The following is a 15096-nucleotide window of genomic DNA, read 5'->3' as shown; positions in this document are numbered from 1 at the left end:
TGTACGATCGATCTAACGTAGTAATGCTTAAAGGTGGCCGGTAGGCTAATTCTGCTCGTTGGACCTGGCGTGGTTAAATGCGGGCTGTGCTCAACACAATCAGATCAAGTGAGGGTGTATGCGACTTTGTATTTTCTCGGGTTCAAGCCCGGGCCGATTGCCGGTGTATGCGCAAATGGCGGCTCAGTTGGGTGAGGCGCTGGCCAAGGCGGGTATCGGGGTGGTCTACGGTGGCGCCTCGGTCGGCTTGATGGGGGCGGTGGCTGACGCCGCGCTGGCCAATGGCGGTGAAGTGATCGGGGTCATGCCAGCGTTTCTGGCCGAGAAGGAACTGGCGCACACCGGCCTCAAAGACTTGCGGATCGTCAGCTCCATGCACGAGCGCAAAGCGCTGATGGCCGAGCTTTCCGACGGCTTTATCGCGTTGCCCGGCGGCATCGGTACGTTTGAAGAGTTGTTTGAGGTCTGGACCTGGGCGCAACTTGGCCAGCACGCAAAACCGTGCGCTCTGCTGAACATCAACGGCTTTTACGACGGCCTGGCCACGTTTCTCGACTCGGTTGTCAGTGAGGCGTTTCTAAAACCCGTGCACCGCAACATGCTGATCGTGGAACCGAACGTGGAGCGTTTGCTGGCCGCCGTGTTGAGTTACCAGGCGCCCAAGGTGCCCAAGTGGATCACGCGAGAAGACACCTGATGCCGCAGGCAACCGACGCGGTGGCGAGCGTCAGTCGAGTGTGAGCAATTTTGCCTCCAGATGATCCAGGTGCTGGGTCATCAGGCCGATTGCGCGGTTCACATCGCGTTGTTCCAGCGCATCCACAATCGCCACATGCTCCTGCCACGCGCAGTACGTGCAGGCGTGTGCCTCGTATTGGGCAATGATCAATGAGGTCAACGGCACCAAGCTATTGAGGAACTGCGCCAGGGGCGCGTTGTGCGCCATCGCGGCCAATTGCAGGTGGAATTCCCCGGACAGTCGAATCGCCGTTGCGCGCTGGTCGCGGTCGATGCAATCACGTTCACGGGCGATCAACTCACGTAACTGCCGAATATGCGCGGGCGTGGCCTGGGCGCAGGCCAGCTGCACCACGGTCACTTCCGTCATTCGCCGCGCTTCCAGAATCTGCCGCGTCTGCTGGGCGTCCGGCGCGGCCACTTGGGCGCGCTGGTTGGGTCGCAGGATGATCACTTGCTGATGGGACAGCTTGGCCAGTACGCGCCGAATCACGCTGCGGCTCACACCAAAGGTTTCGCCCAGGCCTTCTTCGGTAAACCGGCTGGCGGGGGCGATGCGCTGTTCGAGGATGGCATCAAACAAGCGCGGGTAGATGTCGTCCACCGAGGGCTTTTTACCGGCCACAAGGCGCAGGGCCGGGAGAATGGGATCGCGTTGCAGCGCGTGGGCGGTCATGGCCGGTCTCCAAAAAATCAGCTGCCCAGATGGTCGTCCGGGATGTTCAAGCGAATGCCCATGCGCAGGCCTTCCTGGAGGATGTGCCGACGCATCTCGGCACTGGCCAGTGCACTGTTCTTGTTGCGGATGGCGCGCACCACGGCTTCGTTTTCCTGCAGGCGTTCGGCCAAATGTTCAGGCGAGTTGCGCAGCACCTGGGCACTTTGCTTGAGGGCGTTGCTGGTCTGTTGCACCACGTTTTGAAAGATCGGGTTGGAGGTGAGGGCGAACAGTTCTTCGTGAAAGCCGATGTAGGCATTCATGCCCGCTTCGGCATCGCCGGCATCCAGGGCTTCACGCATGTCCATCAAGGTGAGCCGCAGTTGCCCGACTTCTTTGCTGCTGATGGACTGGGCGACCAGGCCGACGATGAAGGGCTCGAGGGTGTAGCGCAGTTGCAGGATGTCTTCGAGGCTGGCGTCGGCCACGGCGTCGCTGGCGTGCGGCTCGCTGACGCTGGTTTCCAATACCACCACGCCCTTGCCGGGCATCGAGCGCACCAGGCCAAGGGTTTCCAGCACGATTACCGCTTCGCGCAGGCTCGGGCGGCTGATGCCCATCTGCTCGGCCAGTTCACGCTGGCCGGGCAGCATTTCGCCACGCCGCCACTGGCCACGCTTGAGTGCTGCGCGCAGTTTTTCTACGACTGAATTGACGACGGTTGAGGTGCTGATCACGTCTACGTCTCCTTGATGGTGCGAATACAATGGCCAAACTGGCGACGGTCAAAAGGTGGGAGCGGGCTTGCTCGCGAATGCGCGATGTCAGTCACCCCATGTGCAAGCTGAACCTGCACCTTCGCGAGCCAGCCCGCTCCCACAGCTGACCTGTGTCGCTCATAGAATGGGTCAGAACTCCTGATGCGCCGGCAGCACCGGCTTCTTGGCCTGGAAGGCATAGCCTTGCTGGCCGTTGAGCACCTTGTTGGCGCGTTGGATATCGATGTCTTTTTCCCAGCGAGCAATGGCCACCGTGGCGACGCAGTTGCCGATCAGGTTAGTCAATGCGCGCCCAATACCCATGAACCAGTCGACCGCCAACACCAGCACCAGCCCTACGACGGGAATCGCCGGGATAGCGGTGAGTGTCGCCGCCAGAATCACCAGTGCCGAGCCGGGAATCCCATGGGCGCCCTTGGAGGTAATCAACGACACCAGCAGGATGGTCAGCAAGTCGGTCATCGACAGCGGCGTGCCGGTGGCATTGGCAATAAACACGATGGCCAGGGTCAGGTAAATCGAAAAGCCGTCGAGGTTGAACGAGTAGCCCGTCGGAATCACCAGGCCTACGGTCGAGCTGCCAATGCCCAGGTGCTCGAGTTTGCGCATGATCTGTGGCAGTACCGCATCGGAGGAGGCGGTGCCCATCACGATCAGCAGTTCTTCGCGCAGGTACTTGAGCAGCGGCAGCATGCGCAGGCCGGACACGCGCATCACCAGGCCAAGCACCACCGCGACAAAGACAAAGCAGGTCAGGTAGAACAAACCCACCAGGCTGCCCAGGTGTTGCAGCGAATCCAGGCCATAGGTGCTGGTGGTAAACGCAATGGCGCCGAACACGCCGATCGGCGCCAGGCGCACGATCATGCCCATGATGCGGAATATCACGTGGCTCAGCTCGTTGATCAACCGCGAAATGCCCGAGGCGGCTTCGCCCACCAGGTTCAGCGCGCTGCCGAACAGCACCGAGAACAGCAACACTTGCAGCACGTTGTTGTCGGCGAAGGCGCCGATCACCGAGTTGGGGATCAGGTCCATCAGGAACTGGCTGGTGCCGCGGATGTGTTGGCCTTTGTCGGCCAGTTCATTCAACCCGGCGGACGAAAGCTGTTCCAGATGAATATTCGCGCCTTGGCCGATACCGGTGCTGAACGCCATGATCAGGCCGATCACCAGTGCGACGGTGGTCAGCACTTCAAAGTAGATCACTGACTTGAGGCCGATGCGCCCGACTTTCTTCAAGTCGCCGGCGCCGGAAATACCGCTGACCACCACGCAGAATACGATCAGGCCAATCAGCATTTTGATCAGCTTGATAAAGCCGTCACCCAGGGGTTTGAGTTGCGAGGAGAATTCGGGAAGGGCCAGGCCGCAGATAATGCCCAGCATCAGGCCTATCACGACTTGCAGGAAAATCGAACGCGAGCACCATCTGAGCATGGGAGGGATCTCTATTCGGTGCCCTGGTGGTTCCAGGGCTTAATTGTTGTGGTCTTACCGGTAAGTCCAGTGCGTGGCCAGTCTACGCCGGGCTTTTTTGAAATCACAAGTAAATAATCGGCGGTTGACAGGTCCCGGTCTGACCAGTTGGTCGGCAAGCGTGGCGCTTGAGCGGTTGGCGGGCTGGAAAAAAATTCGCTTATCATCCGCGGCTTGAATCGCGAGGTGATTGATGGATGCATCAGGACTGACCACGGACGCCACAGGGCAGACCCACTGCACCTGGCGCACGGCGGCGCCGGAGTACCCGCGCTATCACGACCACGAGTGGGGCGTGCCGGTGGCGGATGATATTCAACTGTACGAGAAGATTTGCCTGGAAGGCTTTCAGGCCGGCATGGCGTGGATCACCATCCTGCGCAAGCGCGAGCAGTTTCGGGCTGCCTTCGAGGGCTTTGATTTTAGCCGCGTCGCTCAGTATGGCGAGGCGGATATCGCCCGCCTGATGAATGACCCCGGCATCGTGCGCAATCGGGCCAAGATCGTCTCCACCATCAACAACGCGCGCAGGGCGTGCGAACTGGTGGAGGAAACCGGCTCGCTGGCCCATTGGATATGGGCGTTCGAGCCAGCCGAGGCGGAGCGCCCGGCCGTGGTGGACATGGCTTACTGGACCGGCAACCCAACGTCACCGGCTTCGGTGCGCTTATCCAAAGCCTTGAAAAAACGCGGCTGGACCTTTGTCGGCCCGACCACGATGTATGCGTTGATGCAGGCGATGGGCATGGTCAATGATCACTTGGAAGGCTGTGCCTGCCGAGCGCAGATCGAAGACCTTCGCCGACAATTCAAACGCCCCTGAATCCTCGGATCAAACACCTTTCAAACTGTGGGAGCTGGCTTGCCTGCGATGGCGGTGAGTCAGCCAACACATCTGTTTCTGATGTACCGCTATCGCAGGCAAGCCAGCTCCCACAATTCAGTTTTGTGGTGTGGCTGGTTACTGTGGCAGCGGCGTCAGCACCTCGGCCTTGTCATCCAGCACCATCACCACCAGCAGCTTGGCCGGCTGGGTCTGGCTGGCATTGCTTGATTCAAAGTGCCGCGAGCCGGCCGCTTCATAGAACGACTCACCGACCTTGTAGGTAATCGCCTTTTCATCGTTGACCCGCGAGGTGATCTCACCCTCCAGCACATACGCCACGGCAGTGCCGGTGTGGCTGTGCGGCACGGTGGCCTGGCCGGGGGCGTAATCGACGGTGAGCATGATGGTTTTCTTGCCGGGCACATTGGTCAAGGCGTGTTCCTGCAGCACCTTGATGGATTCCTGGTTGTAAACCGGCTCGTGGGCGAGGGCGCTGAGCGAGGCGAGCATCAGGGTGGCAGCGAGCAGTCGTTTCATGATGAGGTTTCCGAGAAGTTCGAGACATCTTCACCCTACGCCGCCGAGCGCACCGGACCAATGACCAATGCGCGGGAAAACCCGCTAGCCAATCTGCTGCAGAATATCGCGCAGCCGGTCCAGCGCCGGGTCGATGTCGAGCAGCTCGATGGCGCCGAAGCCGATGATCAAACCTTGGCGCACGGGGGTGTCATGGAAGAACACATCCACCGGGTACACGCCCACTTCCACGCGCCGCGCCAGTTCCATCAGCAACGGGATATTCACCGGCACCTTGCACAGCGCCGCCATGTGAAACCCCGCCACGCTGGGCACCGCTTCAAACCAGGGGGCCAAGTCACCTGCCAGGCGCTGCAGGATGCGTTCGCGGCGCCCGGCGTACACCGTGTGGCAGCGGCGAATGTGCTTGAGCAAGTAGCCTTCGCTGATGAACTTGGCCAGTGCCCATTGCGGCAGGGTGGAACTGTGCTGATCGGTCAGTTGCTTGGCCTTGAGCACCGCGCCGTAAATGGCCGGCGGCAGCACCGCATAGCCCAGGCGTAACTCCGGCAGCAGGGTTTTCGAGAAGGTCCCGACGTACGTGACCACGCCACGGCTGTCCATGCTTTGCAGGGAATCGGTGGGGCGGCCTTCGTAGCGAAATTCGCTGTCGTAGTCATCCTCAATGATGATCGCGCCCAGCTCGAACGCGCGCGTCAGCAAAGCTTCGCGGCGCGCCAGGCTCATGGGCATGCCCAGGGGAAACTGGTGGGACGGGGTCACGTAGATCAGCCGTGTGCCGTCCGGGATCAGGTCGACCTGAATGCCTTGCGCGTCGACCGGCACGCCGGCAACCTGGGCGCCCATGGCCATGAACAGCTGGCGCGCAGGGCTGTAGCCGGGGTCTTCCATGGCGACCGTGGTGCCCGGTTCGAGCACCACGCGGGCGATCAGGTCCAGTGCCTGCTGCGCGCCATTGGTCACCACGATGTCGTCGGCGCGGCATTTCACCCCGCGTGAAAATGCGACGTGCCCGGCGATGGCCTCGCGCAGCGCGGGCAAACCTTCGGGTTGACTGTAAAAGCCGCTGTCCCGGGCGATACGCCGCAACGCATCCTGGGTACAGCGCCGCCATTCATCCTGGGGGAACTGATTGCGGGTGGTGGCGCCTCCGATAAATTCATAGCGCAGCGTGCTGTCGCGCGTGGGATGGCGCATGGGCGAGGGCAGCGCCGCCCATTTGCCCAGGTTGGCGGCACAGGCCAGGTCGGCGGCGGTTTGCACGCGCTCAGTCTGCACTGGATGGGCATTGACGAAAGTACCGCGGCCGGTCTTGCCCACCAGCAGGCCTTCGTACGTCAGGGTGGCATAGGTGTCAGACACGGTCTTGCGCGACACGCCGATTTGCTCGGCCAACAAGCGGCTGGGCGGCAGTTGCGCGCCGACAGCCAGGCGTCCGGACGCAATGGCTTCACGCAACTGCCGGTACAGCTGTTCGGCCAGGTCTTTGCGGCCGTTGATCACCACGTGCAGTTCCATGTTTCATCCCAAGGCAGTCACTCTGGGCCAAGACTACTCGCTCGCGCAGCGCGCTCAAAATGGTCTGCGCATAAACCGCTCGATTGGCTATAGGGCTTATGGGGCGCGGGCTCTAGGCTAGCGCACACTGACTTGCCCGCCCGAGAGCCGCCCATGGAACGCCGTCTGGATTACTACACCGCCTCACCGCAAGCGCTTAAAGGCATGTTGATGCTGGAGGCGGCGACCTTTGAGCTGTCCATCGAAAAGCCGCTGCTGGAGTTGATCAAGGTCCGCGTCTCGCAGCTCAACCACTGCGGGTTTTGCACCGACATGCATTCGATGGCAGCGCGCCAGCGTGGCGAGAGCGAGCGACGCCTGTTTGCACTGTGCGTATGGCGTGATTCGCCGTTTTTCAGCGCGCGGGAGAAGGCCGCGTTGGCCTGGAGCGAGTCGGTGGCGACACTGCCGACATCAAGTGTCTCGGATGAACTCTACACGGCAGTGCGCGTGGAGTTCAGCGAACAGGAATTGGTGGACCTGACCATGGCGGTGTCCAGCATCAGTGGCTGGAACCGCCTGGCGGTGAGCTTTCGCCAGCAACCGCCGAATGCATGATCAGGACAGGAAGCCGCCGTCCACATTCAGCGACACGCCGGTGGTGTAGCTGGAGGCGTCGCTGGCCAGAAACAGCACCGCGCCGGCCATTTCGCTCGGGTCGGCCACGCGCTTGAGCGGGATCTGCGCCAGCGCCATTTTCAGGATCGAGTCGTTCTTCACCAGCGCCGAGGCGAACTTGGTGTCGGTCAGGCCCGGCAGCAGGGCGTTGCAACGAATGCCGAACGCTGCGCATTCCTTGGCGAATACCTTGGTCATGTTGATCACGGCGGCCTTGGTCACCGAGTAGATGCCCTGGAACACGCCAGGGGAAATGCCGTTGATCGACGCCACGTTGATGATGCTGCCGCCACCGTTGTCGCGCATCAGCTTGCCGGCTTCCACCGACATGAAGAAGTAGCCGCGAATGTTCACGTCCACAGTCTTCTGGAAGGCGCCGAGGTCGGTGTCCAGCACGTTGCAGAACTGCGGGTTGGTGGCGGCGTTGTTGACGAGGATATCCAGGCGGCCGAACTGTTCACGGATACCGGCAAACACTTGGGTGATCTGCTCCATTTCACCGATGTGGCAGGCCACGGCCGTGGCCTTGCCGCCGGCGGCGATGATTGCATCCGCCACGTGCTGGCAGCCTTCCAGCTTGCGGCTGGAGACGATCACATGGGCGCCTTGCTGGGCCAGCAGCTTGGCGATGGCTTCACCGATACCGCGGCTGGCGCCGGACACAAAAGCAATCTTGCCGTCGAGGTCGAACAGGTGGGTCTTGGACATGAAGGGTTCCTTGTTCTTGCAGTCAGAGGGCTGATTTGGCGATGACGTTCAGGCTCATTTGCTCCAGCAGCTTGTTCATGTGGATGAACTGCGCAAAGCGTTTGTCCTGGGTCTGGCCGTGGAAGAAGCGGTAGTAGATCTGTTGCACGATGCCGGCCAGGCGGAACAGGCCATAGGTGTAGTAGAAGTCGAAATTGTCGATCTGAATGCCCGAGCGCTCGGCGTAATAATCGACGAACTGGCGGCGGGTCAGCATGCCGGGGGCGTTGCTTGGCTGGCGACGCATCAGTTGCACCGGTGCCGGGTCGGCGGCTTCGATCCAGTAGGCGAGGGTGTTGCCCAAGTCCATCAGCGGGTCGCCCAACGTAGTGAGTTCCCAGTCCAGCACACCAATGATCTGCATCGGGTTTTGCGGGTCGAGGATCACGTTGTCGAAGCGGTAGTCGTTGTGCACGATGCTGGAGGTTGGATGGTCGGCCGGCATCTTGTCGTTGAGCCAGGCGCGCACTTTCTCCCAGCTTGGGGCATCTGGGGTCAGGGCTTTCTCGTAGCGATCACTCCAGCCGCGAATCTGACGCGCTACATACCCTTCGGGCTTGCCCAGGTCGGCCAGGCCGCAGGCGGCGTAATCCACCTTGTGCAGTTCGACGAACTTGTCGATAAAGCTTTTGCACAGCGCCTCGGTCTTGGTAGCGTCCAGGCCCAGTTCGGCGGGCAAGTCGGAGCGCAGGATGATGCCGTTGACGCGCTCCATCACGTAGAACTCCGCGCCGATCACCGACTCATCGGTGCAATGCACGTAGGCCTTGGGGCAATACGGGAAGCCATCTTTCAACTGGTTGAGAATGCGGTATTCGCGGCCCATGTCGTGGGCGGACTTGGCCTTGTGGCCAAAGGGCGGGCGGCGTAGCACGAATTCCCGGTCCGGGTACTCCAGCAAGTAAGTCAGGTTGGACGCGCCACCGGGGAACTGGCTGATCTTGACCGCGCCGTGCAGGCCCGCAATATGCGCCTTGAGGTAGGGATCGATGAGGCTGGCATCAAGTTCTTCGCCTGGGCGAATCTGGGTCGATTGGTCGTTAAGCGCCATGCTTATCCCTTCTGCTTATTCTAAAGGCCTTGGACTATTGGCTAATCTAATGCGCACCGCCGTCCAGCGACAAGGTCGGGGCGGCTTAATAGGTTAGCGTGTTGGATGATGATCAGCGGGCCTGATGCGCTCAAATCACCAGCATCGCCCGGCCAGCGGGGTTGCAGGACAGGTTGGCACCGATTTCGACTTTTGCCAGGTCAATGCCCAGGCCGGCGAGCAGGTTATTGACGATGGGGTCGAGAAGCGGGCCGAGTACCCCGCCAATCACGCCCCCAAGCATTGACAGCAAGCCATTGAGCAGGCCCGTGACCAGGCCCAGCACGGCGCCCAACAGGCTGGCGATTTTCGGTGGATGGTTGATCAGTTGGATGCCGGTGAGCGTTTCTTTGAGGCTGCTGACGACGTTCGAGGCAGCGAATTGATAATACGTCGGGGGCAGATTGACCGCCGGCGGGTTGGTGTAGGTGTGCGCGCGTTCGGTCCGGGCCACATCGCTGTCGACGCGCACGCCCAGCCCGCCTGCCGCGAAGGCTTGCCGGTCGCCACAGACGCCGGTGCCGCGCTTGCAGGTCTTGGTACCGATATCCACCAGCGGGTACTCGTCGACGTGCAGCGTTTGGGTGGATGAAAACAGGTTTTTCGGATCAACCTGGCCAATCATCACGTGCAGGGCCGAGGTTTCGCCGAGCACCGACAATGATTTTTTGCCACTGTCGCACCTGTAATCCGTGACCTTGGCGCTGCCACCGGCGGCCTCCAGGGCAATGTCGAGTGTGTCGCCGATCTCAAGGCTGGTGACCAGGCAACAATTGGGGTCAAGCAGCCCCAACAAGCCGCTCAGTACCTCATTCAACGCCTGCACCACGCCCCCCAGCGCGTTATTGACCAGCGTGACGATCGGCAGCCTGACCGAAATCAATGTGCGCACTTGCGCGGTTCGCACATAAATAGGCTGTGTGGCGATGTTCTTCGGGTCGCCGATGCTTGAGAGTTGCCCAGGCTCGATCACTTTGGTCGAGACAGTGACGCCCAGCAGCCCCAGCACATCCACCGGCAGCTCAACGGCAACGGCGCTGGCCTTGTTCGACAACTGCACAAAGCCCTGGATCAGGTTGAACAGTTGCAGGTTCACATCCAGCGCACTTTTGTCCGTGCCGTTCTGGATATTGATCAGGTCGCCCAAGTGCAGGATTTGCGTACCCGGCGCAATCAGCTTGATGGCTTCGAGGCTGTTGATGACGAGGGTGACCGCATCTCCACCGAGCTTGAGCACGTCGATGGCGGCCTGGATCAGTTGGCCGACGGTGGCGTCGGTCTTGAGCAACTGATCGTAATTGCCGGCGCTGACGTTCAGGCGGATGGCCAAGGCATCCAGGTACTTGAGCAGACTGATATTGGTGTTGATCAAACCGTTCCAGCCCACCGCGTCGAGCTGCAATTTGCCGCCCAGCAAGCCGCCGATCAAGGCGTTGAGGGCCACGGATTTGGTGCTGTCGACGGTCAACAAGGTGCTGCGCACGGTGAGTGACGCCACTGTCGGAGCTGGCGCGGCAGCGACCGCCGTGGCGCTCAAGAGCGTCATCATGGTGAGGGGTTGAGCCGAGAACAGCGTGAGTAAGCCATGGGCGAGGCTGGTGTGCACACGGTGGGTGGCGATGACCCGGATAGCATCGGTTTTGGCCGGGTCGGCGCTGAAGGTGCGCATGAAGTCAGCGCCCGTGGCCAGGGTGCCGCAGGCAACTGCCAGGGTGCGATTGTCGTCAATGTTGAAGTGGTTGCGCGCGGCGCTTTGAGTCGCAAACAGGGCCGCATTGTTACTGGGCGCCGCGCACGTGCCGCTGCGGCTGACCGCTTCGAGCGCTGCTGTGTCGACTACACGCTGTAACTTGCGCTTCTCCAGGTACAAGCGACCGCTGTTGACCACCAGCAATAGAAACAACAGCGCAACCCCAAGGGTCACCGCGCCGATCAAACCGATGGCGCCGCGCTGGCGGGCCGGGCCGAGTCCGTGGCCAAACATTCTGCGATCCTTCGCCGGTCATGCACCGACGTCCTGAGCATCCCCGCAAAGCAGTGTAGTCAGGTTTCACATCGGCGCTGGCTATTCGCTACTAGTTGCGCGGCGGCAGCGTCACCGGGGTAAGCACCGGGCGGCCGGCAAAGTACTCCACCAGGTTATCGGCCACGCGCTGCACCGTATCGTGGGCGGCTTCGGGAGACAGGCCGGCCACGTGGGAGGTGAGTACGGTATTGCTCAGGCGCTTGAGGGCGTCCGGCACTTTGGGTTCGTCGTCGAACACATCCAGTGCTGCGCCGCCGATTCGCCGTTGCTCGAGGGCCGCCACCAGGTCCGCCGTGACTACCACGCTGCCGCGCCCGATGTTCACCAGGTAGCCGTTCGGCCCCAGCGCATCCAGGGCGTGGCGATCAATCAGGTGACGGGTGCTTGCACCGCCGGGGGTGGCCAGGATCAGGAAGTCCGAGGTGCGCGCCAGTTCCACGGCGGTGGCGCAATAGGTGTAGTCCACGTCATCACGGGGCTGGCGGTTGTGATAGCTCACCTCCATGCCGAAGCCGAGTGCCGCGCGCTTGGCGATTTCCATGCCCACTGCGCCGAGCCCGAGGATGCCCAATTGCTTGCCGCCCAGGGACGGGCGCATCACCTTCGGCCATTCGCCGCGACGCACTGCCGCGTCGGTCTGGGGGACGCCGCGCACCAGCGACAGCAGCAATGCCATGGCGTGGTCGGCCACCGACGGCGCATTCACCCCGGCGCCGTTAGTGACGACGATCCCGCGGTTGCTGGCCGCCTGCAGGTCCACATGCTCGTAACCGGCACCGATCACGCAGATGACCTCGAGCAAGGGCAATGCGGCGATTTCCTCGGCATACAGCCCCAGCGGGCCACGGGTCAGAACGGCCTTGATCTGCCCGCCATGCGCCTTGATCGCCTGGGCGCGTTCGGCCGGCGTCGGCGCCAGAATCACGTGAAAGTCGTTGCTCTCGATGATTTGCAGGTATTCGTTGATGGTTTCAACCAGGACCAGAACAGTGGTGGACATCGGAAGGCTCTTCCTGAAGGGTTTGAGAGGTGAGTATGCGGGATTTGTAAGACAGAACGTTTTGTTCGGCCAGAAAAATCCCACATAGACGCCGTTAGAACGCGATGCTGTGCGCTTCCACCCGTTTCACAAACGCCCCGGCCAGGGTCGCATTGTGATGCGCGATGATCGCCTCGGCCGACAACGCCGGGGTGTCCATGCAGGTGTGGCTGTCTTCCGGCAAGATCACCGAAAACCCGAGTTCCACGGCGACTCGGCAGGTGGTGTCGATGCAGAACTGGGTTTTCATCCCCACGATCACCAGTTCATTTACCTGCGCCGCCGCCAGTTGCCGGGCGAGGTCAGTGCCCAAAAAGCAGCTGGGGCGGGTTTTATTGAACAGATGGTCGCGGGCTTCGTCGACAGCCAGGCCGGGCCACAGCTGCCAGGGCGGGCTGCCGGCTTCAATCGGCGAGCCCGCCGGGCCGGTGTGGCGGGCGACGAAGATCGGCGCGTTGACTGCGCGGGCGCGCTGAATCAGCTGGTTGATGTTCTCCAGTACCCGTTCGCGCTGGAACGGTTTGTCCGGGCCATCGTATAAGCCGGTTTGCATATCGATGATCAGCAGGGCGTTTGCCATGGTCTTGCTCCTTGCAGTGGCCAGAGGGCGGGGCAATAAAAAGGCCCCGTCCATTGCTGGCGGGGCCTTGGGTTGAATCCGGGTGTTTTAGTTCAAGCACCCACAGCAACCGCACGACCCGCCATAAGCGGTCGTGGTGGTGGTGCAGGTGAGGTGCAGCTCAATAGGCTTCATGGCCCGATCATGCTGGGACGGGCGCAGGGCTGTCAACGGACGCGGTCGATTTCGCCTCGGGTAGCAGCGTATTTCGTGCTGCCTCCAGGAATTCGTCTGACAAGCTACTGCCGCGTGTCGCACGAGCGAGCGTGACGGCGCCGATCATCATCGCGTAGTTGGCCAGCATGGCCTGGCGGTCTTGGGCCTGAAACTGCGCAAAGATCTCCAGCGACCGTTCAACACCGGCAATGAAGGTGCGCTGTAGTTGCGTGTTGGCGGGCTCATGGCACATGTCCGGGGTAAAGGCCGATATCGGGCAGCCATCACCGGGATTGTCGCGGTGGGTGGCCGAAAAATAGTGGCGCAAGATGGCCTCGCATGCCGATTGCGGGTCTTCACTGCGCTCGACCTTGTCCTGCCAGCCCTGGTTCGAATGCTCAAAGGCCTTCTGGCAGGCTTCGTTGGCCAAGGCTTCCTTGGACGCGAAATGCCCGTAGAAACCACCGTGGGTCAGCCCGGCGGCGGCCATCACGTCCGCCAGGCTGATGCCGTGCAGGCCGCGCTCGCGAAACAGGTGCGTGGCGGCCTCCACGATGATTTCACGGTTGAGTTCGGCTTGTTTGCGGGACACGCGAGGCATGACAGGGCTCTCAGAATAAAGGCGGGCGTTGCCTGAAAAGTACAGCAAAGCCCGCGATTCTAAAATAGATTTGTTTGGGCATGTATTATCTCGACGGCGCTGCAGCCCTCTGGAACCGCTGCTTGCAGCGACCCCGACTGATCTGCCAAAGGCCACCGTTCCTCAGCTAAGTCTTTGCTTATTCAGGAGAATCCCGGACAATCGCGCGCTTGTTATGGTCGGTGCGCTGCCTGTCAGGTTTTTCTGACTCGTCCCGGCTGTGGAAATGCGGAGATCCGACCGGATGAATGATCAGGCCAATAGCGTCGACGAACGCTATGCAACGACACCTGCAACCCTCACGCGCTGGAGCCGCCAGGACACCACCTGGATGCTTGGCCTGTTCGGCACCGCCATCGGCGCCGGTACTTTGTTTTTGCCTATCAACGCGGGCCTCGGGGGCTTCTGGCCGCTGGTGATCCTGGCATTGCTGGCATTCCCGATGACGTTCTTTGCCCACCGTGGCCTGACCCGTTTCGTCCTGTCCGGCCGTGAAGGTTCGGACATTACCGACGTGGTCGAAGAGCATTTCGGTCTCAAGGCCGGCGCACTGATCACCTTGCTGTACTTCTTCGCGATCTTCCCGATCCTGCTGATCTACAGCGTGGCCCTGACCAACACTGTCAGCAGCTTCATGGAACACCAGCTGCACATCATGCCGCCGCCGCGCGCGATCCTGGCGTTTGTGCTGATCCTTGGCCTGTTGGCCGTGGTGCGGTGCGGCGAGCAAGTGATCGTCAAGGCCATGAGCCTGATGGTGTATCCGTTTATCGTCGCGTTGCTGTTTCTGGCCGTGTACCTGATCCCGCACTGGACCGGCGGCATTCTCAGCACCGCCAGTGAAGTACCGGCGCCGTCGGCGTTACTCAACACACTGTGGCTGGCGATTCCGGTGATGGTGTTCTCGTTCAACCATTCGCCGATCATCTCGGCCTTTGCGGTGGACCAGAAGCGCCAGTACGGTGCCAACGCGGATGAGCGCAGCTCGCAGATCCTGTGCCGCGCACACCTGTTGATGGTGGTGATGGTGCTGTTCTTCGTGTTCAGCTGTGTACTGACCCTGACGCCGGCGCAACTGGCCGAAGCGAAAGCACAGAACCTGTCGATCCTGTCGTACCTGGCCAACCACTTCGACAACCCGACCATCGCCTTCGCCGCGCCGTTGATTGCGTTCGTGGCGATTGCCAAGTCGTTCCTGGGCCACTACATCGGCGCCAGTGAAGGCCTCAAGGGCCTGGTGCTCAAGACCGGTCGCCGCCCGGCGGCCAAGTCCCTGGACCGCATGACCGCCGCCTTCATGCTGGTGGTGTGCTGGATCGTCGCCACGCTGAACCCGAGCATCCTCGGCATGATCGAGACGCTGGGCGGGCCGATCATTGCGTCGATCCTGTTCCTGATGCCGATGTATGCGATCCGCAAAGTGCCCGCCATGGCCAAGTACCGCGGGCAGGCGTCCAATGTGTTTGTCACTGCTGTTGGTCTGGTCGCGATTACCGCGCTGGTCTACTCGCTGCTGTCCTGACACCGAGCTGCGCTGCCCAAGGCCGATTCGCGCACTCCGCGAATCGGTCTTTTTTTGGCCTTGGA

At 61.4% G+C, this 15096-nt stretch carries 15 protein-coding genes; 4 read left to right on the top strand and 11 right to left on the bottom strand.

Features of this window, described 5'->3' with window-relative positions; translation table 11 throughout:
• Positions 1-118: 118 nt before the first annotated feature.
• Positions 119-697 carry an LOG family protein gene (locus tag AACU78_RS10730; RefSeq protein WP_106580486.1) on the top strand — a complete coding sequence of 193 codons (579 nt, stop codon included), beginning with the start codon at positions 119-121 and terminating at the stop codon, positions 695-697.
• A 30-nt stretch (positions 698-727) separates the two neighbouring features.
• Here AACU78_RS10730 and AACU78_RS10725 read toward each other — a convergent pair whose 3' ends face one another.
• The 3 genes from AACU78_RS10725 to AACU78_RS10715 form a co-directional block, all read right to left on the bottom strand.
• Entirely contained in the window at positions 728-1414 is a 687-nt protein-coding gene (locus tag AACU78_RS10725; protein ID WP_106580485.1) for a GntR family transcriptional regulator, read from the bottom strand.
• 17 nt (positions 1415-1431) lie between these two features.
• On the bottom strand, positions 1432-2133 hold the full coding sequence (locus tag AACU78_RS10720) for a FadR/GntR family transcriptional regulator (protein ID WP_106580484.1): 702 nt from the start codon (positions 2131-2133) through the stop codon (positions 1432-1434).
• A 171-nt stretch (positions 2134-2304) separates the two neighbouring features.
• Entirely contained in the window at positions 2305-3630 is a 1326-nt protein-coding gene (locus tag AACU78_RS10715; RefSeq protein WP_177410144.1) for a C4-dicarboxylate transporter DctA, read from the bottom strand.
• Between the two features lie 217 nt (positions 3631-3847).
• Here AACU78_RS10715 and AACU78_RS10710 point away from each other — a divergent pair, with 217 nt between their 5' ends.
• Positions 3848-4477: a DNA-3-methyladenine glycosylase I gene (locus AACU78_RS10710; protein WP_106580482.1), complete on the top strand. Its 630-nt coding sequence runs from the start codon at positions 3848-3850 to the stop codon at positions 4475-4477.
• A 138-nt stretch (positions 4478-4615) separates the two neighbouring features.
• Here the strand turns inward: AACU78_RS10710 and AACU78_RS10705 are convergent, their stop codons facing one another.
• Both AACU78_RS10705 and pdxR read right to left on the bottom strand, forming a co-directional pair.
• Positions 4616-5017: a cupin domain-containing protein gene (locus AACU78_RS10705; protein ID WP_106580481.1), complete on the bottom strand. Its 402-nt coding sequence runs from the start codon at positions 5015-5017 to the stop codon at positions 4616-4618.
• Between the two features lie 84 nt (positions 5018-5101).
• Entirely contained in the window at positions 5102-6535 is a 1434-nt protein-coding gene (pdxR, locus tag AACU78_RS10700) for a MocR-like pyridoxine biosynthesis transcription factor PdxR (RefSeq protein ID WP_106580480.1), read from the bottom strand.
• A gap of 153 nt (positions 6536-6688) precedes the next feature.
• On the opposite strand from pdxR, the gene AACU78_RS10695 reads away from it, so the two are divergent.
• On the top strand, positions 6689-7132 hold the full coding sequence (locus AACU78_RS10695; RefSeq protein ID WP_106580479.1) for a carboxymuconolactone decarboxylase family protein: 444 nt from the start codon (positions 6689-6691) through the stop codon (positions 7130-7132).
• Here AACU78_RS10695 and AACU78_RS10690 read toward each other — a convergent pair whose 3' ends face one another.
• From AACU78_RS10690 to AACU78_RS10665, 6 genes are all read right to left on the bottom strand, one after another.
• Positions 7133-7900, bottom strand: a complete 768-nt coding sequence (locus AACU78_RS10690; RefSeq protein WP_056860254.1) for an SDR family oxidoreductase — start codon at positions 7898-7900, stop codon at positions 7133-7135.
• 22 nt (positions 7901-7922) lie between these two features.
• Positions 7923-8990, bottom strand: a complete 1068-nt coding sequence (locus AACU78_RS10685) for a phosphotransferase family protein (protein ID WP_106580478.1) — start codon at positions 8988-8990, stop codon at positions 7923-7925.
• A gap of 130 nt (positions 8991-9120) precedes the next feature.
• On the bottom strand, positions 9121-11013 hold the full coding sequence (locus AACU78_RS10680) for a pilus assembly protein TadG-related protein (protein ID WP_106580477.1): 1893 nt from the start codon (positions 11011-11013) through the stop codon (positions 9121-9123).
• A gap of 91 nt (positions 11014-11104) precedes the next feature.
• The gene (locus tag AACU78_RS10675; RefSeq protein WP_106580476.1) at positions 11105-12055 is read right to left on the bottom strand and encodes a 2-hydroxyacid dehydrogenase; all 951 of its coding nucleotides are present in this window, start codon (positions 12053-12055) and stop codon (positions 11105-11107) included.
• A gap of 94 nt (positions 12056-12149) precedes the next feature.
• Positions 12150-12674 (bottom strand): cysteine hydrolase family protein, encoded by a 525-nt coding sequence (locus AACU78_RS10670; protein ID WP_106580475.1) that lies wholly within the window; start codon positions 12672-12674, stop codon positions 12150-12152.
• Between the two features lie 181 nt (positions 12675-12855).
• Positions 12856-13470 (bottom strand): TetR/AcrR family transcriptional regulator, encoded by a 615-nt coding sequence (locus tag AACU78_RS10665; RefSeq protein WP_106580474.1) that lies wholly within the window; start codon positions 13468-13470, stop codon positions 12856-12858.
• A gap of 283 nt (positions 13471-13753) precedes the next feature.
• Between AACU78_RS10665 and AACU78_RS10660 the strand changes: the two genes are divergently transcribed.
• Positions 13754-15031, top strand: a complete 1278-nt coding sequence (locus AACU78_RS10660) for a serine/threonine transporter (protein ID WP_106580473.1) — start codon at positions 13754-13756, stop codon at positions 15029-15031.
• Positions 15032-15096: the final 65 nt, after the last annotated feature.

This window comes from Pseudomonas sp. R9.37 (assembly GCF_963878885.1).
Classification (GTDB): domain Bacteria; phylum Pseudomonadota; class Gammaproteobacteria; order Pseudomonadales; family Pseudomonadaceae; genus Aquipseudomonas.
The sequence above is the reverse complement of the archived record's forward strand: the minus strand, read 5'-3'. Positions and strand labels throughout refer to the sequence as shown.

Excerpts from the sequence above, each read along its gene's own strand:
- AACU78_RS10730 (WP_106580486.1), top strand. The coding sequence starts at position 119 with ATGCGACTTTGTATTTTCTCGGGTTCAAGCCCGGGCCGATTGCCGGTG.
- AACU78_RS10725 (WP_106580485.1), bottom strand. The coding sequence starts at position 1,414 with ATGACCGCCCACGCGCTGCAACGCGATCCCATTCTCCCGGCCCTGCGC.
- AACU78_RS10710 (WP_106580482.1), top strand. The coding sequence starts at position 3,848 with ATGGATGCATCAGGACTGACCACGGACGCCACAGGGCAGACCCACTGC.
- AACU78_RS10705 (WP_106580481.1), bottom strand. The coding sequence starts at position 5,017 with ATGAAACGACTGCTCGCTGCCACCCTGATGCTCGCCTCGCTCAGCGCC.
- pdxR (WP_106580480.1), bottom strand. The coding sequence starts at position 6,535 with ATGGAACTGCACGTGGTGATCAACGGCCGCAAAGACCTGGCCGAACAG.
- AACU78_RS10695 (WP_106580479.1), top strand. The coding sequence starts at position 6,689 with ATGGAACGCCGTCTGGATTACTACACCGCCTCACCGCAAGCGCTTAAA.
- AACU78_RS10690 (WP_056860254.1), bottom strand. The coding sequence starts at position 7,900 with ATGTCCAAGACCCACCTGTTCGACCTCGACGGCAAGATTGCTTTTGTG.
- AACU78_RS10685 (WP_106580478.1), bottom strand. The coding sequence starts at position 8,990 with ATGGCGCTTAACGACCAATCGACCCAGATTCGCCCAGGCGAAGAACTT.
- AACU78_RS10680 (WP_106580477.1), bottom strand. The coding sequence starts at position 11,013 with ATGTTTGGCCACGGACTCGGCCCGGCCCGCCAGCGCGGCGCCATCGGT.
- AACU78_RS10675 (WP_106580476.1), bottom strand. The coding sequence starts at position 12,055 with ATGTCCACCACTGTTCTGGTCCTGGTTGAAACCATCAACGAATACCTG.
- AACU78_RS10670 (WP_106580475.1), bottom strand. The coding sequence starts at position 12,674 with ATGGCAAACGCCCTGCTGATCATCGATATGCAAACCGGCTTATACGAT.
- AACU78_RS10665 (WP_106580474.1), bottom strand. The coding sequence starts at position 13,470 with ATGCCTCGCGTGTCCCGCAAACAAGCCGAACTCAACCGTGAAATCATC.
- AACU78_RS10660 (WP_106580473.1), top strand. The coding sequence starts at position 13,754 with ATGAATGATCAGGCCAATAGCGTCGACGAACGCTATGCAACGACACCT.